This window comes from Deltaproteobacteria bacterium (assembly GCA_016218975.1).
Classification (GTDB): Bacteria; Desulfobacterota; Deferrimicrobia; order Deferrimicrobiales; family Deferrimicrobiaceae; genus JAENIX01.
Genome location: JACRCO010000053.1, coordinates 194,062 through 218,925, shown reverse-complemented (window position 1 = coordinate 218,925; position 24,864 = coordinate 194,062). Strand labels below are relative to the sequence as shown.

Sequence of the window (24,864 nt, the reverse complement as noted above, 5' to 3'; positions counted from 1 at the left end):
CCCCCTTCCGGTTTTAATGTAGAATCATCCTAACATGGAACTCCTGTCGATCCTGACGCTGTGCGTGGCCGCCGCCACGCTCATTGTGGTGCTGCTGCGCCGTCCTCCGCCGGTGAGCGAGCGGATCGATATCCTCGAAAGGAATTTTTCCGACGCCCTGCGCGGCAGCGCGGCCGAACTCGCCCGCGCCCAGGCCGACGCAGCGGCGCGCATCCGGCAGGAGGTGTCGGAAAACCTCTTGAAGGGTCTCGACGGCATCTCCCGGCGGATGGACGAGCGGCTTTCGGAGATACGCGGAGAAGTTGCGCGGGAGCTGTCGGAGACGGCCGACCGCAACCTGAAGGGCTTCGACCAGGTGGCGGGACACCTGAAGGAACTCTCCGCGGCCACCGGCCAGGTGGTCCTCCTGTCGCGCGACATCAACCAGCTAAATGTACTGCTCACCCAGCCCAGGGCGCGCGGGGTCTTCGGCGAACTGACCCTGACGCAGATGCTCGCGGACCTGTTCGGGGACCACGCGGAAATGTTCGAGCTCCAGTTCCTGATGGACGGGGGCGAGAAGGCGGACGCCGCGATATTCGTCCGGCCCGACAGAAGCCAGTTCGTCTGCGTCGATTCCAAGTTCCCGATGGCCAATGCGCAGCCGTTGCTGGAAGGCGAGCTGGACGAAAACCAGCGGAAGGAATTCGAGAAGGCGTTCGCGCGGGACGTCCTGGTCCAGGCAGAATCGATCCGGTCGAAGTACATCCGCCCGCCGAAGACGCTCGATTTCGCCTTCCTGTTCGTCCCCGCCGAATCCGTCTATTATCTCCTGCTGCGCAACCGCGCCCTGCACGAGCAGCTCCTGAAGATCCAGGTGATCCCGACCTCCCCGAACAGCTTCTACGCCTACCTGCAGGCGCTGGCGTTCGCGTTCCGCGGGTTCCGGATAGAGCAGAAGACGAGGGAGATCCAGGGCCTCCTCGAGCGCGTGGGGAAAGACTTCGAACGGTTTGCCGACAATTTCCGCATTTTCGGCAGGCACCTTGACAACGCGCAGGCCAAGTACATGGAATCGGTCAGGGACGTTGAACGGTTCCGCGCCCGGATAGGATCGCTGAAAAGCGGGGAAGGGGAGCTTCCGGAGGGGTGAGGGGTGTACCCCTCCGGATCGCTTAGCGCTCCAGCTGGGAGTGGAGCCTTCCGCGGAGCCTCAAAACCGCCTGTGCGTGCAACTGGCAGATCCTCGGCTCCCCGAGATTGAAGATTTCGCCTATCTCGCGCATCGTGAGGTCTTCGTAATAGTAGAGGGCGATAAGCTGTTTCTCCCTTTCCGGGAGGGTGTCGATCGACTTCGCCAGTACTTCCTTGAGGTCCCGCAACAGCTCTTCCTCTCGCGCCTCGTCCTTGGCGGCTTCCCACAGGAAGCGCTGTATGCCGGAGCCTTCGCCATCTTCCATGCCTTCGTCATGCGAAAGGACGGACAGGCCCGAGAGCATCGCCAGGCGTTTACGGAACTCATCCAGAGGGATTTCCAGTTCTTCTGCGACCTCCGCTTCTTCGGGAGGCCGGCCCAGCATGCCTTCCAGTCGCGCGTAGGCGTTGCGCATCTTCGTGGACGACTGCCGGATGGAGCGCGGGAACCAATCCATTTCCCGGAGATAGTCGAGCATGGTCCCGCGGATCCGGAATTCCGCATAGGTCTTGAACTTGATTCCGCGTGAAGGATCGAACCTGTCGACGGCGTCCAGCAATCCGACGACCCCAGAACTGACGAGATCATCCACGTCGATATTCGGAGGGACGCGCATCTTTATGCGCGCGGCGTGGTATTTGATCGTGGTCATGAATTCATCAACGAGCGCATTCCGATCCGGCGCCACGGGGGGAGGGGCATCGTATGTTTCGCAGGCCATCGCTGCTTCTCTGGGGGCCATGTTGCCTTCTCCCTTTCTCCTTGCGTCGTGGGATTGCTGGAGAAAGGATGCAGCAACAGGCATGCCAATGAATCGGGGGTGGGTAACTGATTAAAATATAAAGGAATATATTTTTTACGACTGGAAGGAGTGCCTAGCGAAGGGGTCAAATAATTGACATATAGTCAGGCATCTGACAATTCTTGACAGTCCTGCTTCCTCCGTTTGAGCATTTCGAGGAGAGTGGTCCGCTTGAGCCCCAGGAGGGCCGCAGCCTTGTTCTTGTTCCCCTTGGTGATCGTCAACGCGTTCTCGATCAGGCGGTGCTGGAACGTGCCCGTCGCCTCCCTTAGGTTTATACTCCCGCACCCGAGATCGAACCCGTCGAAAACTGAAGCCGGCTCGCGTCCCCGCGCCTGCATCGCCGGAGGAAGGTCCGCCGTTTCGAACCAACCGTCGTATTTCAGGACCACGAGCCGTTCCACGATGTTCTCGAGCTCCCGGACGTTCCCCGGCCAGGGATAGCGCATCAGCCGCTCCGTCGCATCGGGGCGGAACCCTTTCGCCTGGCGGCCCATCTTGCGGTTCCATTTTTCGAGAAAATGGCCGACGAGAACGGGTATGTCGTCGATGCGCTCGCGCAGGGGAGGGATGTGGATGGGGATCACGTTTAGCCGGAAGAAGAGGTCCTGCCGGAAGCGGCCCGCGATGATTTCGCGCTCGAGTTCGCGATTCGTCGCGGCGATGACGCGGACGTCCACGTTCACGGTCTTGGTCCCGCCCACGGGGATGAACGACTGCTCCTGAAGAACGCGCAATAGCTTGGCCTGGAGCGGAGGGCTCATCTCGCCGATCTCGTCGAGGAAAATCGTCCCGCGGTGGGCCATCTCGAACCTTCCGCTTCTCTCTACGTGGGCTCCCGTGTATGCGCCCTTCACGTGACCGAAAAGTTCGCTCTCCAGAAGTTCGGCAGGTATCGCGGAGCAATTGACCGCCACCAGCATCCGGTCCGCCCGCTTGCTGTTGTAGTGGATCGCGCGCGCGATCAGCTCCTTCCCCGTCCCGCTTTCCCCCAGGACGAGAACCGTGGAGTCCGAATCGGCCACTTTACGCACGAGATCGAGCACCTGCCGTATCTGCCCGCTGACGCCTATGATGTTGTCGAAGGAGTGGTGGTGTATGGCCTGCGTCTTGAGATGAATGTTTTCCTTCCGGATGCTCGTAAGCTCGAGCGCGCGGCCGACGAGGCTGGTCACATCCATGACCTTGAACGGCTTCGTGATGTAGTGGAAGGCGCCCATTTTCATCGCCTGCACCGCGTTCTCGACGGTCCCGAAGGCGGTCATCATAATGACCTCGCACTTCGGATGCACCTTTTTCGCGTGTGTGAGAACGCCGAGACCGTCCACCCCCGGCATCATGAAGTCGGTCAGCACAACGTCGATGTCGGATTGATTGAGGATCGAAATCGCCTCCTTGCCCGATTTGGCGAGATGGAGACGGATTTCCGTCGACGAAAACACCTCCTTAAGGAGGGAAAGCGTCAATTCTTCGTCGTCAGCTATCAGTAGCGATTTCGGCATCTGGATAATAATACATCGCTTTTCATAAAGTTTTACAGTGAATCGGTCGATAGGCATTTGCAGAGGGAGAATTCAGATCCGGAGACCGGCACCGCTTGAAACCGTCTGGAAGGAAAGGCAACGAACCCGGGAAGGGCAGCGATTCCCGGAAAATTCAGGAAATTCGAACCGCCGTGTCCAACGGCAAGTATCGTGTGGAATCGGACAAGGTGGCCGAGAAGATCGTAAGGGACGCCGTGCGTGAGATCCGCGGCCGCCTCAAGTAATCGTTTCACCCCCCGATTACCCGAATTGCGATAAAATTACCGTAGAAACACATGGAGCGGACGACCTTGCGCTACGGTATCGTCGCGTCGATTTGCGTCCTGCTGCTACTCCTGGGCGTTTCGGAAGCCGCGCCGGGGGAAGATTTCAAGGTACGCGTGGACGGCAAGGTCCTTCGCACGGCCTCCGGGAAACTGGTGCTTTCCCTTTCCTCTTTCGAGTTGTCCGGAATGCGCGAAGTGATGCTCGAAAACCGGAAAACGGGCGAAAAGAAAACCGTCACTCTTTCCTCGATCTACCCCGACATCTGCTATACCGAACACCTTTCCGAAGATATCTTGCGCGCCGCCGGATCCGGCGACTGGTTTCCGTACGTGATATGGGCCACACATGACGATCCGGAAGCCCTAAGGGCACGGTTGACCGACATCTACGCGTATCAGAACCGGCTGCGGCTGGAACTCGGCAATGCAGTACTGGAGGAAGGGGGTGGGAGCGGCAAGGTCAGTTCACGGCTCACCTTGAATAAAATAGAGAAGTTCCACAGGATAGCGGCCGCGATCGCCGAGGAAGCGCTGAAGCTCGCACGCGAAAGGGACGAACTGGGTGCGTTTCTCGCTCCTCTCAGCTTAAGGATCGGGTACAACACGTTCGCGGCGAACCCATCCGGGTCGCCGCTTGGGTCCCTGCACGACGTGCGGGATATCATCTATTGGGAAGTCCACCGGGTGCTGACCCTGCAATACGGCGTCGATGAAAGCATGGTCGACTTTGTGTTCGACGCCCCTTCCACCATAAGGGAGTTCATACCTATCGACCCTTCGAAACTGGAGAATATGTCCGAATTCCATCCCGGCGTGACGGTGGAGGGCGCTGCGATCTACTGCGCCCTTTACCTGCAGCGGCAGGATTTCGAAAGCGAGCTGAAGGAACTGGTCCGGGTCAAGGAATTCCGCGATCCGTTCATCAAGGACCGGAGCGCCGTCGACCGGTTCGTCAACGAGGGAAAGGTCGTCGGGGTCCACGGCAACCGGGTTGCCGTCACCTTCGCGCCGCCCTTCGCGAAAACGGGAGAAGTCCTTCTGATCGCGCTCGATCCGGAGGGTAAGGAGGTGATTCCGGCGGTCCTTCAAGCCTCCGTTCCCGATGGCGGCTACAGCCTCACCGGGGAACTGCCGGCCGAGTCGATCGCGCGGGTGCGGCCCGGCATGCCGGTCCGCCGGAAATGACGGGGGCCGCCTTGCGCCGTGAAGAGTTCCAGATGGTGATGAGGGAGGCGTTGGACGATCTTCCCGAGATGTTCAGGAAGGCGCTGGACAACGTGGCGGTCGTCGTCGAGGATTGGCCGCCCGAATGGCTGCTGGACGAGCTCGGCATCCCCGATGACGACACCCTGTACGGGTTCTATCACGGCGTCCCTCTGCCGGAGCGCTCGGTGTCCTCTTACGGGAACCTCCCGGACAAGATCTCCGTCTACCGGGGGCCCCTCGAAGAGGATTTCCCCGACAGGACGGAGCTCCGTCTTCAGATCCGGCTGACGCTCCTGCACGAAATCGGGCACTATTTCGGGATGGATGAGGCGGAGCTCGACCGGCTCGGCTACCGGTAGTGCGATAATTTTCACCTGCACCCCCGGTTTCGGGGATACAGTATACGATAAGCAAACTGCCGTTCCGGATGAAAGGGGGTAGGGCGATGATTGCTCTGCGCCGGGTTTTTATCGATGGAGCCGAATGCCCCGAGCTGGTGCTGCTGCACTACGCCGCCGTGGCGGAAGAATTCCCGGACCGGGTGCTTGCCCGCTCCACGCTGGTTCTGCCGCCGTCCGCGGAGCCGGGCAAACGGGAGAGTTGGATCTTTCTCCCGTCTCCTGCGCCGGGGGGCCGGATCCTCGTCCGCTACTTCTTCTCCACCGTGAGCAAGGGGGCGGAGTGGTTCTCGCAGGTTTACGAGACTGCCGTTCCGGGAGATGACATCCTGCCCGACATGATCGCGCTGGAGGAGAAATCTCCGGGAAACCTGCTTCCCGCGGCCGGCACGGGCATGTTCAGGCTTCGACTTCCGCTTCGGGAGGAATCGCCGAGGACGGGACTTGTTCGCTTCGGGTTCGGCGCCATGCGCAAAAAACCGGCGCCGGATCTTTGCCGCGCCGGGTATCTCATGTCGGGGAGTGTGCCCGTAGTGGAAGTCCCCTCCGCGCTCTCCGTGCTGAAGAACCGGCCGATGCCGTACTTCCTGTATCACTACCATACGACCGGCGACGGGGGCTCGCTCGCCGCCGACAAGATCAACTGCGCGCGGATAACATTGCGCGACGAAACGGGAGAAGTGCTTTGCTCCCGCCTGCTGTGGGGCGATGCCGCCTGGACGGCGCATAACTTGACGGTGATGGAGCTCAAGAATTTCGCGTCCGCGGGCGGTAAGGCGTCGGACAACTATTTCGCCGCCGACAGGGAGGAATTCCTGCGCCTCCGGTCATACACGATCGCCGGGTTCCCGCTTCCCAGGACGTTCGAGGGGTACGTTTACGGCCCCGAGGGGAGCGTCGTCGAATACTGTTTCCAGGTGCTGGTGCGAAAGGCCGACGGCTCCGTGGCCGCCGTATGGCGGAACCGCGACGGCGGGAACTGGACAGTGACGTTATAAGCCGGCGGCTTAAGCGATCTTCTCGAGAGCCCGGAGCAGGGCGTCGATCTCGGCGTCCGTGCCGACGGTGATGCGCAGGCAGCCGGACAGCCTCGGAGTGTCGAAGTACCGCACGAGGATCTTCCTTTTTTTAAGTTCCTCGTAAACCGGCCGCGCCGATTTCCCGCCTGCGCGCCTTGCGAGAACGAAGTTCGCCTGCGACGGATACGGCTCGAATCCGGTCCGCGGGAGCCCGTCGGAAAGTCGCTTGCGGGTTTTTTGGATCCTTCCCGCGTTCCGCTCCATCCAGCGGAGGTCCCTGAGCGCGGCCTCACCGGCCGCTATGCTCAGCCGATTCATATTGTATGAATCCTTCACCTTGTTCAGTCCCCCGATTATGCCGGTGTGCCCGAATCCGAGTCCTATCCGCATACCCGCAAGGGAGAACGACTTGGACATCGTTCGCAGGACGATCACGTTCGTCCGTTCCCTGGCCAGCGACAGGGCGTTTTCCTCCGCGAAGTCGGCGTACGCCTCGTCCACGACAAGGAGTCCTTTCACGCTGTCGGCGAGGCGCGAGAGGACCTCGCAGGGGACCGCGGTTCCCGACGGGGAATTGGGACTGGCCACGATAGTGACCTTCTCCCTGTTCCGAAAGAGGCGCTCCGGAAGCGAATAGTCTTCCGGGTAAGGGATTCCCAGGATCCTCCCCCCCTGGATCCGCACCAGGGTGTCGTAGAGCGAATATGTGGGAACGGGACAGCAGACCGCGTCCCCCTCCCCGATGAAAGCCCGGGCGATCATCGCCAGGAGATCGTCCGACCCGTTCCCCGCGATCACCTGGGACGGATCGAATCCGTAGTTAAGCGCCGCCTGCCGCCTGAGGCGCATCGAGTCCGGGTCGGGATAGAGGCGCAACGAATCGTTCGGCTCCGCCCGGATCGCGCGTCGCACCTGCTGCGACGGGGGGTAGGGGTTCTCGTTCGTGTTGAGCTTTATGTAGCCCCCCTCCTGCGGCTGCTCGCCGGGCTCGTACCCCTTCATGCGGGCGATATTGCCGCGGAACGGCAGCCTCACGGCTTTCCTCCCTTCTTTCCGAAGAACCTTTCCCCCAGCTTTCGCCAGGCCGGAATAGAGCGTTCAACCGTATCCGTAGGGGTGCAGTACGCGATGCGGAAGTGACCCTTCCGGCCGAATCCGCTTCCTGGAACGACCAGCACTAATTCCTCGCGCGCCGCCGCGACTAATTCCATCTCGTCTCCGGAAGGAGACCTGGGAAAAAGATAGAACGCACCGCCGGGGTCGACCAGCGAAAAACCCGCCTCCCGGAGGGCTGAGACGAGCATGTTCCGGTTCCGAAGGTACACGGAGATGTCCGCGTTCACGTCCTGGAAATCCGCGACCGCGCGCTGCATGAGGGACGGCGCATTGACGAATCCGAGAACGCGGTTGCAGAACACGCAGGCGTCGGCCAGCTCCGCCGCGTCGGCGGCGCGGGGACTGACGGCGAGGTAGCCGATCCGCTCCCCGGGGAGGTTCATGTCCTTGGAATGCGAATAGGCGACGAGGGTGTTCCGGATCGTCGATGCGGGAGGCGAAAACTCCGCGCCGGGAAACACGATCTTCCGGTACGGTTCGTCGGAGATGACGTAGATCGGCCCGCGTGTCAGCGCTTCTCCTTCCGCGAGAACATGTGAAAGGGCCAGCAGCGCCTCCTTCGGGTAGACCGCGCCAGTCGGATTATTGGGCGTGTTGACGATCAACGCTTTCGTGCGGGGAGTGATCGCCCGGCGGATCGCCTCCACGTCGAGCTGGAATTCTTCCGTGGATTCCGCCACGACGGGAACGCCGCCCGCGTTCCTGACATAGAAGAAATACTCGACGAAATACGGCGCGATCACCACGACCTCGTCCCCTGGGGACAGGATCGCGCGGAGCGCCACGTTGATGGCCCCGGCGGCGCCGACCGTCATCACGACAAGGCCCGGCGTGAAGGGGAGACCCGTTCCCTTCCGCATCCCTTCCGCCACCTTGCCGCGGACGTCCGCAAACCCGGCGTTCGGCATGTACTTGTGGAGATCGGGAGGCGGATACGCGGCCAGTCTCGCGATTTCCCTGGCCACCTGGGCGGGAGGGTCGCCGTAAGGGTTGCCGAGCGTGAAATCGAAGACGTTTTCCGGCCCCTTTTTCGCCTTCAGAACGGCGCCTTCCTCGAACATCTTCCGGATAAAGGAACCCCGCAGAATCGCCTCGCGTATTTCCGGGGATGCCGGCATGGTTTCTCCTTTGTCGATCGATGGTTTTCACGATACGTCATGGGTAAGCCGAATATCAAGGCGAAATGGGCGTATATTCCATTGAAACCTCGATGCGCATGGCCTAAATTTAGGAAGATTACCGGTAGTCCTGCCGATAAGGTATGCGGCGGGGGAAAGTGGAGGGTTACCTTGAAAAACACATGCCGTAATGTTTCTTTTCTCGCCGTCCTTCTCCTCTGGATCGGCTCGTACGGATGCGCCTCGGGGAATGTGATTTCCCTCCCCGACGGACCGTCGCGCCCGGCGGCAAAAGAGGTTCCGAAGGCAGAAGGAAGTCCTGCCGTGGCAGTGGTCGATTTTACATGGAAAGCGCACCCCGATTCCGAAATCGGCCGCGATTACGACAACGTCCGCGCGATCGTGTGGAAGGGGGACCCCGGAAAGGCGTTGGCCGACCTTGTGGCGGGAGTCCTCGCGGAAAAAGGAGTGTCCACCGTCCGTGCGGCCGGGGATGGGGAAATCCCGGCCGGCGTTCCCGTGAAGATACGGGGCCGCGTTGAGGAATTCCGCGTCAACGCGCGGCGGATCGCTCTCGGCACCGCCGTGGAGATCGAGGCGAACACCGCGTTGAGAATCGAGGGATCGGGCCCGGGCGCGCCTGCCGGGTGGAGCACGACCGTGAGTTCTTCGTATCGCTATCCCGAGCCGTTGTTCATCATGACAGGCGATATCCTGCACGCCGTCAACCGGGCGTCCAACGACGTCGCCGAGGAAGCGGTCCGCCAACTGATGAAGTCCGGGCTTGTCGCCGTACACGAGTCGCCTGCGGCGATAACGAACGGAGCGGCCCCCGCGGAGGAAACGCCGGGTCCCGGCCCGGCGAATGAAAAGATCGAGGTCGAAGAGGTTAAATGATATCCGCGGGCAGCGCCGCCGCCATACCGGTCGTTGTCGCCCTTCTCGTGTTTTTTACGGGGTGCGGGAGCGGCGGTCCGCCGAAAGTCGAAGTCCTTTCCGGGTCCGCGCCCGGCAAGAAACTGATCCGCGTGGCGGCTTCGGACGAAGCGTACGTCAATTTCATGAAGGTGGCCGAGGCCTATTCCCGGAAAAACGAGGTCCGGTTCGACGTTTCCATGACCCAGGGGAAGAACATCCCGGGGCTGATCGGGAAGAAGACCGTTGATATCGGCGTCGCCGCCCGCCGCTTCACCCCGGAGGCGCTGGGTCCGAACTTGAGTTACATCCCCTATGCGTACGACGGAGCGGTCTTCGTTGCCGCTCCGGATGCCAAGGTGCGGTCGCTTACCCTCTCGCAGGTGCGTCAGATCCTGAAGGGGAAGATAACGAATTGGAAAGAGGTCGGCGGGGCGAACCGCGAGATCCGAATCATCGATCGTCCCCGATACTCTGCGGTTCGCATGTCCGTCGACGACGCCCTGTTCGGTGGCGAGTTCCAGGATTCAAAATCGACCGTCGTCATGGAGACCAGCGAGAACGCCTATCACGCCATGAGGACGTTTTCCGCGTACATCGCTTTCGCCCCCATTTCCCGGATCACCGTAGAGCATTTCCCTTCCGTTCCGTTGACCGTCGACGGGATGCCGCCGCTGATCAACAACGTCCCCGTCTCGAAGTACCCCGCGAAGATCGAATACAGCCTTATCCTTCCGAAGGATGCCCCTCCGGAGGTGACCGAATTCGCCGCGTACATGCAATCGGTCGAGGCCGTCCACCTGCTTGCTTCCTTCGCGCTCGTCCCGGCCGCAGGGAAGCTCTCCCTTTCCTCCTGCCATTGCCGGGCGACGGAGGGGACGTTCAGCCCGTCCCGCGGTTCCTCGCTATCCGGCACGTTTACCATCGCGGTCGTCCCCGAGCTCGGGGCGATCCAGCAGGAGAACCGTTACGCGGGGATCTCCCGGATCGTCGCGGAGGAATTGGGGGTAAGGACGCAACTGAAACACCTGGAGACGTACGAACGCGTGATCCGCGAGTTCGAGGACGGAAGGATCGACGCCGCCATCGTCGGAAGCCTCATCTACGGCCGGTTGCGTGAGCGGATGGGGGTGATACCTCAGGCGCGTCCCGAATCGGGCAAGGTGTCCCGCTACCAGGGCGTCGTAATCGTCCGCGCGAACGGCGGGATACAGAACTTCCATGGCCTCCGGGGCAAATCCTTCGCGTATGTCCCCGACACTTCGGCGGGAGAGCTTTTCTGCCGCTGGTTACTGAACCGGAGAGGAGCGCCGGGGGAACGGGATTATTTTTCCCGGGTCGTGAAAGTATCAACCCATTCCGACGCGATCCAGATGGTGGTGGAGGGCAAGGTGGACGGCGCGGCCGTGAAGGACCTGGTCCTGAGACGGCTGATCGAGGAGCGCGGGAAGAGCGCGTTTCCGGGACTGAAGGAGCGCATACGTGTGATCGAGTCCTCACCCTTCTTCCCCGAGAATGCCTTCGTGGTCAGCGCGTCGATCGATCCGAAGCAGAGAACGAAGCTGCGCGACATCCTGCTTTCCCTGGACGCGAAGCAGGAGGGGAAGACCGCGTTGCGGGTGCTCGGCGCGGACCGCTTCATTCCAACCTCGCACGCCGACTACGGGACACTGTATGAGATGGCGAAGGAGGCAGGCTACTCCTTCGGGAAAAAATGAAACGTTTCATAGAACGATTCCGCCACAGCATCGCGTTCCGGATCACGGGAGTGTTCCTCGCGCTGCTACTCGTGTCGACCGTCGGTGTTGTCCTCACCGTGCGGTACTACGTGCAGCACGACCTTGAGGAATCGACGCGCGACAGCCTGGTCGGCGCCATGGGTCGGCTCGAGTCCGAGCTTTACCAGCTCCGCAACGAGCTTTCGCTGTTCGCCGAGCTCTCCGCCCGTTCCACCATCCTGCAAGGGCAGGCGCAGGAAATGGAAGGCGCTTCCGTACAGGTCAACCTCGTGGAACGGTCCCGGGACCGGGGAATCGAGATCGACTCGTATGTTTGGGGAGGAAAAAACGTCCCTTCGACCGGCATCCTGGACAGGGCGTTTTCGGGAATTTCAACCGTAGACTACGCGTTCTACGGTGACGGTCCCGGCCGCATGCATATCATTGCCGCCGCCCCCTCCGGCTTCTTCGGCGAGGACCGGCGGGTATCGAGCGCATCTATTTCGCTGGGAAGGGAATTCCTTCGCCAGAAAAGGGCGAGCGTCGGCGGGGAAGTTTCGCTTGTCTCCAAAGGGGAGATCGTCGCCTCCTCCTCCGCCTGCCTCGAATGCCTCGAGTGCCTGATAAAGATCCTCGACGACCCCGCGCAGTGGTCCGCCCTGGAGTCCGGGAAATCGATCTATATGACCTTCGATTGCAAGCCATCCCCCCAGGCCGCGGTGGCGACGCCGATCCGGACCTTCGACGGGAAAACGGCCGCCATCGTCATTTTCCGTTCCCGCGAGGGCGAGCGACGCGCCCTTTACCACGCTACGCTCGGCATCACCGGCGGCACGCTGGCGTTCTCGCTCGCCATGGGGACGGCGTTTTTCCTCCTGACTTCGCGCGCCCTTCGTCCCCTGACCGAACTGACCCGGATCGCCGGAGGAATCATGGAAGGCCGTTACGGGGAAACGGTCCCGGTGCAGGGGAAGGGGGAGGTGGCCGACCTTGCGCAGGCCTTCAACCGCATGAGCGTATCGCTCAAGGACGCGATGGGCGAGATCTCGGAATGGAACCGGATGCTGGAGAACCGCGTGGAGGAGAAGACCGAGGAACTGGAGAAAATACACCGGCGGATGGTGGAAGTCGAGAAACTGGCCGCGATGGGCCAGCTTGCCGCGGGCGTCGCTCATGAGCTGAACAACCCCTTGAGCGGCATCATGGGATATTCCGAGATCGCCCTGGAGTTGTACAGGAACCGGCCGCCCGAACAGGTCACGCCGCAGGAAATCGCCAAGATGATCTCCTATTTTTCCCAGATCGACGCGCTGTCCCAGCGGTGCAGGACCATAATCCTCGACATGCTCAAGTTCGCGCGGCAGCACACGGAGGAGTTCCGGGACATCAACCTCAGCGAGGTGGTCCGGGAGACGCTGCTCTTCCTCGACAAGCAGCTTTCCCATGCCAACGTGAAGGTGAACACCGAACTTGCGGGTGACCTGCCCTTCATTCGGGGTAACGGCATGCAGCTGCAGCAGGTCTTCACCAACCTGATCCTGAACGCCGTGCAGGCGATGCCCGGCGGCGGGACGCTGGATGTCCGCACGCGCAGGAACGGCGATGCCGTGGAGGCGGAGTTCGTCGATCACGGGATGGGGATCGATCCGAAACTCGTTCACCGCATCTTCGAGCCGTTTTTCACGACGAAGCCCGTAGGGAAAGGGACGGGCCTGGGGCTTTCCGTCAGCTACGGCATCGTCAAGCATCACGGCGGGGAGATCCGGGTCTCCAGCGATCCGGGCAAGGGATCGACGTTTCTCGTCGTTATCCCCTTGCATCCGCAGGGCTGAGCCGGCCGGGCGGCTGGATTTGCTGCGTTTCATCGAGCGGATCGAGGACGTGTCCCGGCAGGAGTGGGAATCAGTCATCGCACGCACGTACCGTCCATCCCCGTTTTTCTCTCCCCGGTTTCTCGTTCCGTGGGCGGGCGCTTTCGCAGCCGGCCTCCAATTGCGCATCCTGCGGTGGGAAAGGGACGGCAAGGCCGAAGGGTTCCTCTTTCTCTGCCGGAGTCCGGACGGCGAGGGATGGGAGCTGCTCGGAGGGGAAGACGTGTCCGATTCGCTGGATGCGGTGGTGGCGGCGGGGGAGGAAGAGAGGTTCTGGCGGGAATTCCTCGCGAGCGCGCGCGAAGCGATCCCCGGCGGGTTTCTGAGCATGCCTAACCTGGTGGAGGGATCCCGTTCCCTTTCCATCCTGCCTGCGATCTGCAAGGAAACGGGGAACGGGTTCCGCCTCGTGGAAACCGACAGGTCCCCTTTCATCCCCCTTCCGAACAGCTTCGAGACGTATGTCGCGGGACTCGGGAAGAAGGAGCGCCACGAGCTGAGGCGCAAGCTTCGCCGTGCTTACGAAAGCGATCCTTCCCTTGCGTTCCGGGTGAGCGGCTCCAGGGAAGAGCTTGCGCGGGATTTCCCCTCCTTCGTGGCCCTGCATCGCATGAGCCATCCGGAAAAGCGCAGGTTCATGGACTCGCGGATGGAACGTTTTTTCAGGGATGTGGCGGAGGAGTTCTTCTCCGCGGGAAAACTGCGACTGGCGTTCCTGCGCGGCGCGAAAGGGGACGTCGCCGCGGCGTTCCAGATCGAATCAGACGGGACCCTCTTTCTCTACAATTCGGGATTCGACCCCTCCGCGGCGGGCGCAAGCCCCGGGCTGGTCCTCCTCGCCCGGTGCATCGAGGACGCGATAAGCAGGGGGCTTGGGGAATACGACTTCCTCCGGGGGAGGGAAAGGTACAAGTACGATCTCGGCGCGCGGGACCGTATCGTGTACCGGGCCGTCCTGGACACGCCGTGAACCACCTTCTCGTTTCCTACCATACATGCCCCATGGAGGAGCCGGGCGTCGGTCTCGCGGGGGGGATGAACGTTTTCCTGCGGGGGCTGCTCGCGGGGCTTGCCGCGCACGGGATCTTCACGGACGTGCTGACGAGAGGGAAAAGGAGGACATGCGGGACCGCGACTCCCTTTCCGGGCGTCCGCATCTTCCATCTCCCGTGCGGGTGGACCGAACCTCCCACGCGCGAGTCGGCATATCGCTCCCTCCCGCGGTTCGTGCGGGAGGCCAGGGACCTGTTATCCGGTTGTCCCGCATCGTATGACGCGGTATCTGCGCATTACTGGATGTCCGGCGTCGCGGCGCGGGAGATCTTCCGCAGGCCGGCGCCGTTCGGCGTCTCCAGTCTCGGCATGAACCGTCTCCTGTTGATGTACCACACGCTGGAGGCGCGAAAGACCGCCTCGGCGGGACCGGCTCCGCGGAGATTTTCCATCGCGAGGAAGCGGGAGGAAGAAAAGCTCTCCCGCGAAGCGGGCCGTGTGGTCTTCCTTTCGCGGCACGACTTCGAGCGGACGCGGAAGATCCTCCCTGCCGTAGCGGGCAAGGGCTCGATCGTCCCACCGGGCGTGGAGGATTCATTCCGCTGTCCGCCGTCGAGGCGCGAGGCCCGGCGAACGCTCGGAGTCCCGGGAAACGCCATCCTGTTCCTTCTCGCCGCCAGGCCGGATCCGGGCAAAAACGTCGAAGCCGCCGTCCGGGCGTTTCGTGCTTTGCGGAAGGATGAGGCGAATCGCCTCCTGCTTCTCGTCGCCGGACAGGAAGCTTCCGGGCGGGAAATATCGGAAGGGATCGCCTTCGCGGGGGCTGTCCCCCATGCGGGGATGCCGTCGCTGTACGCCGCTGCCGACGCGGTCCTGTGCCCGTCGGAATACGAGTCCTTCGGGCTCGTCCCGCTGGAGGCCATGGCCGCGGGGGCGCCGCCGGTCGTGCCCCTTGGAGGGTATTGGGGAAAAAGGATCCGTTCGCGCGGAGGCGGGCTGGCTTATGCTCCGGGGCGGGGCGACGGGCTGACGGGAGCGATTCGCCTTCTAAGCCGGGACGGCGCCTTGAGAAAACGCCTCGCCGAAGAAGGCAGGAAGGCCGCGGCGGAATTTACGTGGGAGAGGTGCACCGCGTCGTGGGTGCGGCTCCTTTCGAAATGCGCCAGGCCCGGTAATCGGCGATGAACTCCTCCAGCTCGCGCCTCGCCTCGTCGTCGGGGAGCTGGACCGGCGGGTGCTTCATGAAGTAGGCGGAAGGGGCGAGCAGCGGCCCCGCGAGCCCCATGTCCCTGCCGAGGCGGCAGAGGCGGATCGCCTCGATGCCAACCCCGGCGCTGTTCGGAGAGTCGGTCACCGAAAGCCGCAGCTCCACCTCTATCGGCAGCCCGCCGAACCCTTCCCCCTCGATCCTCAGAAAGCAGAGCTTGTTGTCCTTCTGCCAGGGTACATAGTCAGACGGCCCGATGTGTATGTCCTCGTCCGGGATTGAATGGGTGAGCACCGAGGTGACGGCCTCCGTCTTGGAAATCTTCTTCGACTGGAGCCGCTGCCGGGAGAGCATGTTCAGGAAATCGGTGTTCCCTCCGGTGTTCAACTGGTACGTCCTGCGGATGCGTATGCCGCGTTCCGAGAAAAGGCGCGCAAGCGCACGGTGCACGATCGTCGCGCCGAGCTGCGACTTGATGTCGTCCCCGACGATCGGTATACCCCGCAGGCGGAATCGTTCCGCCCATGCCGGGTCCGAGGCAAGGAACACGGGGATGCAGTTCACGAGAGAAACGCCCGCGGCCAGGCATGCCTCCGCGTAATACCGGGACGCCGCTTCCGATCCGACAGGCAGGTAGTTGACCAGTATCTCCGCTCCCGACTCGCGCAGAACGGCCTCGACGTCGCAGGGATGCTCGTCGGACGGAAGGAATGTCTGGTCTTCCGGGTAATCCTTCATGTGCGGCGCCACGCCGTCGAGAACGGGTCCCATGAGGACGACAGGACCTCCCGCCGGCATGTCGGCCACGAACCGTTTCGTGCAATTAGGCGGCGCGAAAATGGCTTCCCCGACGGGACGGCCCACCTTGCGCCGGTCGATGTCGAACGCCGCCACGATACGGATGTCTCCGGGAAGATATCCTCCCAGGTCCCGGTTAGTCAGGCCTGGTATGAAATCCTCCGCGGCGTGCGCGGGTGCGTTCCGATAGAATTCGATCCCCTGAAGCAGCGCGCTGGCGCAATTTCCCACGCCCGCCACGGCAACCCGTATCTCAGGCATTATGCGTTTCCCCTGCCGGCCCGGTTTTCCGATCAGTGACGTATGATTCTCCCGCTCCGTGCGGGGTTTCGCATTCCGGCAGCGGCTCCCCGCATTTCCAGCAACGGGGCGGAATTTCCGCGACGGCCAGCCGCTCCGCGGAGACGAAATTCTGCGACGAGCATGCGGCGCAATGGAGGATCATCGGCGACATTTTACCTTTTCCGGCGGCGGTTTGACAAAGAAGATTCCCCGAAGATAAGATGGCCGGATGCAGATAGAGAAGGGCATCGACAAGATCGTCAAGACGATACGGATGATGATCCTCGATCAGCCCGGCTTCCTCGGAAAGGTCGCCTCCGCGATAGGCGCGGCGGGGGGCAACATAGGGGACATCCGGCTGGTCGGCTACGGCCTCGAGTACAACACCCGCGACGTAACCGTCTTCGTGAACGACGACGCCCACCTCCAGACCGTGCTCGAGGAAGTTGGCAAGGTCGAGGGCGTCATAATATCCGACATCATCGATCCCGTCCTGGAACTGCACCGTGGCGGCAAGATCTCCACCAAGGCCCGCATGCCCATCGACAGCATCTCGGTGATGCGCAAGATCTACACTCCGGGCGTTGCCAAGGTCTGCAAGCTGATCCAGGCCAAACCGGAACTTGCCTACGACTACACGGCCATCTGCAACACGGTGGCGATCGTCACCAACGGTACGGCCATCCTGGGGCTTGGCGACATCGGTGCCGTCCCCGGCATGCCGGTGATGGAGGGGAAGGCGGCGCTGTTCGACGCCCTGGTCGGTATCAACGGGGTCCCGATCCTCATTCAATCGAAGGACAGTGATGAAATCGTGCGGACGGTCGCCGCGATCGCTCCCACTTTCGGGGCCATAAAACTCGAGGACATCAAGGCGCCGGAGTGCTTCGAAATCGAGGACCGGCTGGACGCGATGCTCGATATCCCCGTGATGCACGACGACCAGCACGGGACGGCGACGGTCGTTCTCGCCGCGCTCCTCAACGCCAGCAAGTACGTCGGCATGCAGGTGAAGAACGACACCGTGGGGATGGTGGGGCTGGGCGCCGCCGGCATGGGGATTTCGAAGCTGCTGATGGCCTATGGCGTCCGAAAGATGCTTGGCGCCGACATCAACCCGACCGCGAAGGAAATATTCGGGAAGCAGGGCGGGAAACCGGTGTCTCTTTCCGAAATCATGGAACAGTCCGATATCGTGATCTGCACGACCGGCGTCCCCGGCCTGATCAAGAAGGAAACGATCCGCAAGGGGCAGGTGATCCTGGCGCTTTCCAATCCCAATCCCGAAATTTCCCCGGATGAGGCGCGCGCCGCAGGGGCGTCGTTCGCCGCGGACGGCCGGGGAGCCAATAACGCGCTCGCTTTCCCCGGTCTCTTCCGTGGCGCGCTGAACGCCCGGGCCCGGAAGATCAACAACCGGATGAAGATCGCGGCCGCCAAGGCGATAAGCGCCTGTGCGGAAGCGGGCGAACTTGTCCCGTCGATTCTCGACCTCCAGATGCACAGGAAAGTGGCCGATGCCGTGGAGCGGGCGGCGTTCGAGTCGGGCGTCGCGCGCACCCGCGGGGAAGAGCTCGAGGAAACTTAACCCGCGGGTTAGCTATCCCTTCCTTCGCACGTAAACAACCACCGCGAGCAGGATGAGCACGGCGGCCAACGCTATCAGCGCCACGAGCGGCGCGGAGATCCCGGCTTTCGCAGGCACGATGACGCGCGCCACGGGAATGTCGATCATGCGAAGTCTCGGCGTGATGTCAAGCACCGGTTCTTCGTAGAGGAGCACTACGTCCGCCGTGGCGGGCTTCGATCCCTCCAGCGGGAAGACCTGGGAGATCTCGCGTGTCTCTTTCGGCCCAAGGCGGTTGTCCTTCAGCACTTCCCGCGCGGCGGTGAATATCAGTTCGGGTTTTTCTATCGGGTTCCCTCTGCCGTCGCCGACGACCTTTTCGAAAACCTCTTCCATCCGTCCCAGGACTTTCCCCGATGCGTCGTACAGCGTGGAGACGAGGCGGAGCCTGGAAGTCGGTATGCCGGACGGCGTCTTGTGCCCGACCGTCTCGTTTTTCAGGGAGACGGCAAGCCTTGCCTTCTTCCCAGATACCTTGAGGGAGGCCCGCATGCCGATCGCGCGCGCGAGGCTCTCCCGGGTGCTTCCTGCCGTCATCCCGTGGTCGAGAGGACTCCTTCTGTCCCTGGCGGCGATGAATTTCGCGTCGAAGATCTGCGGGAGGTGGCAAAACTGGCAGTGGATCTTCGTTCCGCGGTAGAAACTTTCGGCCCACTCGCTGTAAGTTCCGAGTATCGTCACGCCGAACTCGTTCTTGTACTCGTGGCAGCCGGCGCAGAACTCGGAGGTGACGTGCAGCCCGGAGAACTTCGTCGTGTGAACCGTCTTCCCGGGCTCTCCGCCGCGGGGTCCGTGCATGACCCCGGGGGTCGTCTCGAACTGCGGGAAAGGACCTTCGATGTTCACGGACTCGACGGTGTGGCAGAAATCGCAGGTGACCCCCTCCTGCGCGAAGACGGCGGCGAGGGGCGCGTTCGCGGGGAGAATGAACCTGCCCGGGTTGTGGCATCGCTCGCAGATGGGAAATTTTCCGGAACCGCTCCTGCGGATCCGGTCGTAGGCGAGCTGAAACGCGGGGTCCGTGAAGGAGGAGGCGTGACGGGAGGCCTTCCACGTCTTGTAAATCTCGGGATGGCACCTGGCGCAGGCGGTCGCCGGCCTGTAGGCGGCCGGTTCGCGTGATTGCGGCGGAACCTTTTCCTTCGCTGCCGCTGCATGCGGCGGGCGGAAGAAGAATGCGGCGATTAACAGGAGGATCACGGCGGGGGATAACCGTTTCACGACGTTTATTTTATCATGTAGAATCGGGAAGGTCGGGGGGGAATACACTACGGAGGCCTGATGGACGGTACCTGGATTCGCGGCGGCTCGCTCGTGCTTTTCGCGTACTTCCTCGGGTCCGTCCCCTTCGGGATCCTTGTTGCCCGCGCGTTCGACCGGAACGTGAGCCTCCGGGACACGGGCTCGGGAAACATCGGGGCGACCAACGTGGCCCGCGCCGCCGGGAAGACCGCCGGGGTACTCACTCTCCTGCTTGATACCGGGAAAGGGATCCTACCGATGGTGCTGGGTTACATGCTGGTAGGGGAGAACTACCTCTGGTTATCGCTCGTGGGAGGGGCGGCCTTCCTGGGGCACGTGTTTCCTGTTTACCTTAATTTCAAGGGGGGGAAAGGTGTGGCGACGGCGCTTGGCGTCGTTCTTTCCCTGTCGCCGGTCACAACTTTCCTACTCGTCGTGCTGTTCGGGCTGATCGTCTATTTCACGAGGTACGTCTCGCTCGGCTCGCTCTGCGCGGCCCTTGCGCTTCCCATCCTGATGGCGATGCTCGGCCCCCCCTCCCGAAACAGCGTCTGGCTCTGTCTTCTCATCTCGGCCGTAATCGTTTACAAGCACCGGGAAAACATTCACCGGCTCCTCACCGGCCAGGAGAACAAGTTCGGCCCCCCGCCCCCCTGAAAACAGGTTCGCCACCCTGAAAACGGGGACTAAAAACGGGGACGTTCCTGAACTTTTACTTAAAAACAGGGACGTTCCTGAGTTTTTTTCCCGGGCGTTCTGCGGATAGGTACCCTGCGATCGGGCGGGTCAGAGTTTACGAAGGATCTGGTTACGTTTGCGGTCCTGTTTACTGGCCCGGTGGCCCTCGCCCTTCTTGCCTGTGCCGCGGTCCGGGCGGGGGGCTTCGCACGGAGCTCCCTTGAGGACTTCCAGCCAGTGATCGAAGAGGCGTCCGGCGAACTCTGCGCAGGAGACGACCGGGATGTTTCGGGAAGGCAGGGTTCCGGCGAGTCCGCGATCGGAAGTGACGACGATCGTTCCCGCGGCGGCATTGCGGGCGAGGTCCCGGATTACATCGTCGGCTGTTTCGGAGCGGGAGGAGAAGACGGCCGTGCCGCCCTTGAACGCCGTCCGAGTCCGGTCGGGATTTCCGGACCCCCGCCCGTCGAAGACGACCGTGAGGCGAAGCCGCTTTTCACGCGAGTATGCGGAAAGAAGGGCGCAGAGCTCGTCGCGCCCTTCGGGGGCGGTCGGGTCCGATTCGAGGGGGAGTTCGCCCGACCGCGCCAGGTTGTACCCGTCAACTATCAAGTGCCCGCCCATAACAAGATGCCCCAGCCCTTAAACGTACCGGTTTTCAAATTCAAAAAAAGTTCAGGAACGTCCCTGTTTTTAGGTAAAAGTTCAGGAACGTCCCCGTTTTGAAGTTCGGGTTATTTGCCGAAGTCGACCTTGGGGACTCCCTTGGCCGCGGCTTCCGCCTCGAAGAACGGCTTCGCGCTGAACCCCGACATTCCCGCGACGACGTTGTTTGGGAAGACCCGGATCGACGTGTTGAACGTTCCGACCGCTTCGTTGTACCGCATCCGCTCGACGGAAATCCGGTTTTCAGCCCCGGCCAGCTCGTCCATCAGGCGGATGAAGGTCTGGTCCGCCTTGAGCTGCGGATAATTTTCGACGACCACCAGCAAGCGGGAGAGTGCGGAGGATACATCTGCGTTCGCCTTCATCGTCTCCGCCGGGGTTCTCGCGCCTGCCAGCTTCGCGCGCGCTGCCGCGACGTTCTCGAATATTTCCTTCTCGTGGCTGGCGTAACCCTTTACGGACTGCACGAGGTTGGGGATCAGGTCCGCGCGCCTCTGGAGCACGTTCTGCACCTGCCCCCACTTCTCGTTCACCGTTACGTCGTTCCGCACGATGCCGTTATAGGCGCCGACCCCCTTGAACCCCAGCAGAAGGACTACGACCACCGCTGCGATCAGAATCTTTTTGCTCATCTGTATCCTCCGTTTTCGTTCGATCCCTGCATCCGGCCGATGGACATTCTACCAGCTTCCGCCTGCGCCTCCGCCACCCGAAAATCCGCCGCCGAACCCTCCGAAGCCGCCACCGCCGAACCCTCCGCCCCCGAATCCTCCGCCGGGGAACCAGAATCCGCCGCCCCTGCCGCGGGAACCCGGCAACAGCGACCGGAAGAGCAGGTAGGGGACTCCGAAAACCAGCAGGAGGAGCAGGAGACCTACCGGGAAGCCGGTCTTCTTCCGCGCGGTTCCCTTGGGCGGCTCGATCTTTCCGCCGGTCAGCACGCTGCCCGCGGCCTTGACGCCCATGTAGATCCCCTCGCCGTACCGGTTCTGGCGGAACAGGGGACGAAGGATACGGTCGCGAATCTCCCCGACCTTGCCGTCGGGAAGCTGTCCTTCGACGCCGTATCCCGTGGCGATCCACATTTTCCGGTCGCCGACCGCCACGAGGAATAGGATTCCGTTGTCCCTTCCCTTCTTTCCGATCTTCCATTCGTCGAATACCTTCTGGGCGTACTGCTGAGTTTCGAGGGGGGCGGTGCTGTCGACGGTCAGGACGGCGACCTCGGCCGTAGTCTGCCGTTCTATGTCGCGGCAGAGGTTTTCTGTCCGGGATGCCCACTCGCCCATGACGCCTGCCGTGTCGGTGACGTAACCCGCCGCCTTCGGGACGGTCGGCTCCGCGGCTGCGCAATGAAATACCGCTGCAAGAATAAGAGTCGCGGCAAGGACCACCGCAAGAAAAGTTTTTCCGCCGGGTTTGGCCGTGAGGCGATGCAGACGGCAACCGCGCAAATGCATCTACTTGCCCGGCTCCGTGTAGTATCCGTCAGCCAGGGTGCAGAGCCGGTCCACTTCCTCCAGGTAGCGGAACACGACGCTTTCGACGTCGCCCGATGCGATCTTCTCTCCACGTCGCGCGGCAAGCGCCTCCCGGATGGCCGGCAGGGAGACGTTGAAACGCTTTTCGATCGCATCCAGGATTTCCGTTTTCCCGTGGGGCGTCTCGCGGTCATTCAGCAGCAACAGCCCCCGGGCCACGGAAACGATAGAGCCCGCGGTGTCCCGGAGGAGGGCGAGCATTTCCTTGTTGCCGTACGCCTTGAGGTACATCCTTCGGAGGGAAACCAGCTTGCCTTTAAGCTCGAATTCCACCTGATGCCTCAAGTTTCCGGTCGTGATATCGAGTTCCGCGATGATGTCCTTCCCCGAAAGGACGCGCCTGCGTTCCGCCATGCCGAGGAATTCCAGTGGGAACACGTCGGCCGATTCCCGCAGGAAACATTCGGTGAAGATGGGCGGAGCCGGGATTCCCCGCCGGGCGTATCGATGTGCGATGCCGCGAAAGGCGGAGAGGGCCTCCCTGCGGAGCGTCCCGACGACGATCAGGACCGAGATCTCGCTCCCTTCGCTTTTCGGCTCCTCCGTCGCGTGGGTCCCGTACAGGGTAAGGGAGACCAGTTCCTGGCCGAATATCCTCTCCACGTCCGCGCGGAATTCCTCGAGCAGGCCGGATACCACTATCCCCTCCTTTGCCTAAAAATAAGGCACGCAATGAATGGCGATTAGGCAATAATAATAGCACCTGCACCGGGAGGGCGCCATCGCCGGGATGCATCCCGCCTGCAAATCGCCTCGAAACGAAACGCTTTTTTAACTTGACGCGCCGGAATAGCCTGATATCCCGCCGTTTGGTACGGCCATTGCTGGTATCCGTCCATAAGAGGAGGTGACCCATCATGAAGAAAATCGAGGCCATCATCAAGCCGTTCAAGCTGGACGAGGTCAAGGAGGCCTTGAACGACATCGGCATCCACGGGATGACCGTTTCCGAGGTCAAGGGGTTCGGCCGCCAGAAGGGGCATACCGAACTCTACCGCGGCGCCGAGTACGTCGTGGATTTCCTCCCCAAGATCAAGCTGGAAATCATCCTGCCCGACGACCTTATCGCCCAGGTGGTGGAGACGGTCGAAAAATCCGCGCGGACCGGCCGTATCGGCGACGGGAAGATATTCGTGACGAACGTGGAGGAAGTGGTGCGGATCCGCACGGGCGAGCGCGGGCACGACGCTATCTGACGCGAATCGAAGACGCAGGACCATAAACAAGGAGGGAAACATGACCCCGAAGGAAGTGCTGGAGTTCATCAAGAGCAAGCAGATCGAAATGGTCGACCTGAAATTCATGGATTTCATCGGCACCTGGCAGCATTTCGCCGTGCCGGTCTACGAGCTGAAGGACGACAGCTTCGAGGAGGGCTTCGGGTTCGACGGCTCGAGCATCCGGGGCTGGCAGCCGATCCACGCGTCGGATATGCTCGTCATCCCCGAGGCCGCTACCGCGGTGGTCGATCCCTTCATAACCCGGCCGACCTTGTCCCTCATCTGCAACATCGTCGACCCGATCACCAAGGAGAACTACACCCGCGACCCGCGGAACATCGCGCGGAAGGCCGAAGCGTACCTTAAATCCACCGGCATCGCCGACCAGGCCTACTTCGGGCCGGAGGCGGAGTTCTTCATATTCGACGACATCCGTTTCGGGACGGGGTCGAACTTCGGTTTTCACTACATAGATTCGAGCGAGGGCGTATGGAACTCCGGGCGCGAGGAGAAGCCGAACCTGGGCTACAAGCCGCGCCACAAGGAAGGGTACTTCCCCGTTCCGCCCACCGACTCCCAGCATGACCTGCGTGACGAGATGGTCCGCGTCATGGAGTCGATCGGGCTGAAGATCGAGGCGCAGCACCACGAGGTCGCCACGGCGGGGCAGGCGGAAATCGACCTTCGGTTCGACACGCTCGTGAAGATCGCCGACGCGCTACAGTGGTACAAGTACATCTGCAAGAACGTCGCGCGGAAGTTCGGCAAGACCGTCACCTTCATGCCGAAGCCGCTCTTCGCGGACAACGGCAGCGGGATGCACACCCACCAGTCCCTGTGGAAGGGCGGCAAGCCGCTCTTCGCGGGAGAGGAGTACGGCGGGCTTTCCAAGATGGCGCTCCACTACATCGGCGGGATCCTCAAGCACGCCCCGGCCATCTGCGCCTTCTCAAACCCGACGATGAACTCCTACAAGCGGCTTGTCCCCGGCTTCGAAGCGCCGGTGAACCTGGCGTACTCGAGCCGGAACCGCTCCGCGGCGGTCCGCATCCCGATGTATTCGGCGAACCCGAAGACCAAGCGGCTGGAATTCCGCACCCCCGACCCGTCCTGCAACGGCTACATCGCCTTCGCGGCGCAGCTCATGGCGGGGCTGGACGGCATCCAGAACAAGCTGAACCCCGGCGAGCCGCTGGACAAGGACATCTACGCCCTTTCGCCGGAGGAGCTGGCGAGCGTCCCCACCACGCCGGGCGCGCTGGAAGAGTCGCTCAAGGCGCTGGAGAACGACCACGACTTCCTTCTCAAGGGCGACGTCTTCACGATGGACGTAATCGAGAAGTGGATCGAATACAAGATGGACGCCGAAGTCAACCCGATCAAGATGCGGCCGACCCCGCACGAGTTCTTCCTCTACTTCGACTGCTAAAGGCCCGTCCCTCGTCAACACAACGGCATGCGGG

General features: G+C 62.1%; 25 protein-coding genes. 14 read left to right on the top strand and 11 right to left on the bottom strand.

All coding sequences use genetic code 11. The annotated features are described in order from the left end of the window. Window positions 1-34: 34 nt before the first annotated feature. Window positions 35-1,132, top strand: coding sequence for a DNA recombination protein RmuC (locus tag HY896_07630; protein MBI5576221.1), 1,098 nt, complete (start codon window positions 35-37; stop codon window positions 1,130-1,132). A gap of 22 nt (window positions 1,133-1,154) precedes the next feature. Here the strand turns inward: HY896_07630 and HY896_07625 are convergent, their stop codons facing one another. After that, window positions 1,155-1,916 carry a FliA/WhiG family RNA polymerase sigma factor gene (locus HY896_07625; protein ID MBI5576220.1) on the bottom strand — a complete coding sequence of 254 codons (762 nt, stop codon included), beginning with the start codon at window positions 1,914-1,916 and terminating at the stop codon, window positions 1,155-1,157. Window positions 1,917-2,080: 164 nt separating this feature from the next. Beyond that, window positions 2,081-3,478, bottom strand: coding sequence for a sigma-54-dependent Fis family transcriptional regulator (locus HY896_07620; protein ID MBI5576219.1), 1,398 nt, complete (start codon window positions 3,476-3,478; stop codon window positions 2,081-2,083). 95 nt (window positions 3,479-3,573) lie between these two features. Here HY896_07620 and HY896_07615 point away from each other — a divergent pair, with 95 nt between their 5' ends. The 4 genes from HY896_07615 to HY896_07600 all read left to right on the top strand — a co-directional run bounded on the left by HY896_07615 (window position 3,574) and on the right by HY896_07600 (window position 6,388). After that, complete coding sequence (locus HY896_07615) at window positions 3,574-3,744, top strand: flagellar biosynthesis anti-sigma factor FlgM (GenBank protein ID MBI5576218.1); 171 nt, start codon at window positions 3,574-3,576, stop codon at window positions 3,742-3,744. A gap of 51 nt (window positions 3,745-3,795) precedes the next feature. After that, window positions 3,796-4,971, top strand: coding sequence for a hypothetical protein (locus HY896_07610; GenBank protein MBI5576217.1), 1,176 nt, complete (start codon window positions 3,796-3,798; stop codon window positions 4,969-4,971). An 11-nt stretch (window positions 4,972-4,982) separates the two neighbouring features. Beyond that, window positions 4,983-5,351, top strand: a complete 369-nt coding sequence (locus HY896_07605; GenBank protein ID MBI5576216.1) for a metallopeptidase family protein — start codon at window positions 4,983-4,985, stop codon at window positions 5,349-5,351. An 86-nt stretch (window positions 5,352-5,437) separates the two neighbouring features. Next, on the top strand, window positions 5,438-6,388 hold the full coding sequence (locus tag HY896_07600) for a hypothetical protein (protein ID MBI5576215.1): 951 nt from the start codon (window positions 5,438-5,440) through the stop codon (window positions 6,386-6,388). 9 nt (window positions 6,389-6,397) lie between these two features. On the opposite strand, the gene hisC is transcribed toward HY896_07600, so the two are convergent. Together hisC and HY896_07590 are read right to left on the bottom strand one after the other, a co-directional pair. Continuing rightward, window positions 6,398-7,411, bottom strand: coding sequence for a histidinol-phosphate transaminase (gene hisC / locus HY896_07595; GenBank protein ID MBI5576214.1), 1,014 nt, complete (start codon window positions 7,409-7,411; stop codon window positions 6,398-6,400). A gap of 29 nt (window positions 7,412-7,440) precedes the next feature. Further along, window positions 7,441-8,643: a pyridoxal phosphate-dependent aminotransferase gene (locus HY896_07590; GenBank protein MBI5576213.1), complete on the bottom strand. Its 1,203-nt coding sequence runs from the start codon at window positions 8,641-8,643 to the stop codon at window positions 7,441-7,443. Between the two features lie 171 nt (window positions 8,644-8,814). On the opposite strand from HY896_07590, the gene HY896_07585 reads away from it, so the two are divergent. The 5 genes from HY896_07585 to HY896_07565 are packed head-to-tail and all read left to right on the top strand — an operon-like array spanning window position 8,815 to window position 15,325. Further along, complete coding sequence (locus HY896_07585; protein ID MBI5576212.1) at window positions 8,815-9,540, top strand: hypothetical protein; 726 nt, start codon at window positions 8,815-8,817, stop codon at window positions 9,538-9,540. After that, the gene (locus HY896_07580; protein ID MBI5576211.1) at window positions 9,537-11,276 is read left to right on the top strand and encodes a PhnD/SsuA/transferrin family substrate-binding protein; all 1,740 of its coding nucleotides are present in this window, start codon (window positions 9,537-9,539) and stop codon (window positions 11,274-11,276) included. The genes HY896_07585 and HY896_07580 overlap by 4 nt, the downstream gene beginning before the upstream one ends. Further along, the gene (locus tag HY896_07575) at window positions 11,273-13,108 is read left to right on the top strand and encodes a HAMP domain-containing protein (protein MBI5576210.1); all 1,836 of its coding nucleotides are present in this window, start codon (window positions 11,273-11,275) and stop codon (window positions 13,106-13,108) included. The genes HY896_07580 and HY896_07575 overlap by 4 nt, the downstream gene beginning before the upstream one ends. A 19-nt stretch (window positions 13,109-13,127) precedes the next feature. Further along, window positions 13,128-14,117: a GNAT family N-acetyltransferase gene (locus tag HY896_07570; protein ID MBI5576209.1), complete on the top strand. Its 990-nt coding sequence runs from the start codon at window positions 13,128-13,130 to the stop codon at window positions 14,115-14,117. Then, window positions 14,114-15,325, top strand: a complete 1,212-nt coding sequence (locus HY896_07565) for a glycosyltransferase (GenBank protein MBI5576208.1) — start codon at window positions 14,114-14,116, stop codon at window positions 15,323-15,325. The genes HY896_07570 and HY896_07565 overlap by 4 nt, the downstream gene beginning before the upstream one ends. Here the strand turns inward: HY896_07565 and HY896_07560 are convergent. Then, complete coding sequence (locus HY896_07560) at window positions 15,252-16,406, bottom strand: inositol-3-phosphate synthase (GenBank protein MBI5576207.1); 1,155 nt, start codon at window positions 16,404-16,406, stop codon at window positions 15,252-15,254. The genes HY896_07565 and HY896_07560 overlap by 74 nt on opposite strands. Further along, window positions 16,399-16,599, bottom strand: a complete 201-nt coding sequence (locus tag HY896_07555; GenBank protein ID MBI5576206.1) for a hypothetical protein — start codon at window positions 16,597-16,599, stop codon at window positions 16,399-16,401. Before HY896_07555 ends, HY896_07560 begins: the two co-directional genes overlap by 8 nt. Before the next feature lie 57 nt (window positions 16,600-16,656). Between HY896_07555 and HY896_07550 the strand changes: the two genes are divergently transcribed. Continuing rightward, window positions 16,657-18,015 carry an NAD-dependent malic enzyme gene (locus tag HY896_07550; GenBank protein ID MBI5576205.1) on the top strand — a complete coding sequence of 453 codons (1,359 nt, stop codon included), beginning with the start codon at window positions 16,657-16,659 and terminating at the stop codon, window positions 18,013-18,015. 12 nt (window positions 18,016-18,027) lie between these two features. On the opposite strand, the gene HY896_07545 is transcribed toward HY896_07550, so the two are convergent. Continuing rightward, on the bottom strand, window positions 18,028-19,275 hold the full coding sequence (locus HY896_07545) for a hypothetical protein (protein ID MBI5576204.1): 1,248 nt from the start codon (window positions 19,273-19,275) through the stop codon (window positions 18,028-18,030). Window positions 19,276-19,335: 60 nt separating this feature from the next. On the opposite strand from HY896_07545, the gene plsY reads away from it, so the two are divergent. Continuing rightward, window positions 19,336-19,953: a glycerol-3-phosphate 1-O-acyltransferase PlsY gene (plsY, locus tag HY896_07540; protein ID MBI5576203.1), complete on the top strand. Its 618-nt coding sequence runs from the start codon at window positions 19,336-19,338 to the stop codon at window positions 19,951-19,953. Window positions 19,954-20,082: 129 nt separating this feature from the next. On the opposite strand, the gene HY896_07535 is transcribed toward plsY, so the two are convergent. The 4 genes from HY896_07535 to HY896_07520 all read right to left on the bottom strand — a co-directional run bounded on the left by HY896_07535 (window position 20,083) and on the right by HY896_07520 (window position 22,820). Beyond that, a complete protein-coding gene (locus tag HY896_07535; protein MBI5576202.1) occupies window positions 20,083-20,586 on the bottom strand; it encodes an NYN domain-containing protein in 504 nt (167 codons plus the stop codon). Window positions 20,587-20,708: 122 nt separating this feature from the next. Then, on the bottom strand, window positions 20,709-21,278 hold the full coding sequence (locus tag HY896_07530; protein ID MBI5576201.1) for a LemA family protein: 570 nt from the start codon (window positions 21,276-21,278) through the stop codon (window positions 20,709-20,711). 42 nt (window positions 21,279-21,320) lie between these two features. Next, window positions 21,321-22,100 (bottom strand): TPM domain-containing protein, encoded by a 780-nt coding sequence (locus tag HY896_07525; GenBank protein MBI5576200.1) that lies wholly within the window; start codon window positions 22,098-22,100, stop codon window positions 21,321-21,323. Beyond that, the gene (locus HY896_07520; protein MBI5576199.1) at window positions 22,101-22,820 is read right to left on the bottom strand and encodes a hypothetical protein; all 720 of its coding nucleotides are present in this window, start codon (window positions 22,818-22,820) and stop codon (window positions 22,101-22,103) included. Between the two features lie 218 nt (window positions 22,821-23,038). Between HY896_07520 and HY896_07515 the strand changes: the two genes are divergently transcribed. Both HY896_07515 and glnA read left to right on the top strand, forming a co-directional pair. Continuing rightward, entirely contained in the window at window positions 23,039-23,377 is a 339-nt protein-coding gene (locus tag HY896_07515; GenBank protein MBI5576198.1) for a P-II family nitrogen regulator, read from the top strand. Between the two features lie 40 nt (window positions 23,378-23,417). Further along, window positions 23,418-24,830 carry a type I glutamate--ammonia ligase gene (gene glnA / locus HY896_07510; protein MBI5576197.1) on the top strand — a complete coding sequence of 471 codons (1,413 nt, stop codon included), beginning with the start codon at window positions 23,418-23,420 and terminating at the stop codon, window positions 24,828-24,830. The last annotated feature ends 34 nt before the right edge of the window (window positions 24,831-24,864 follow it).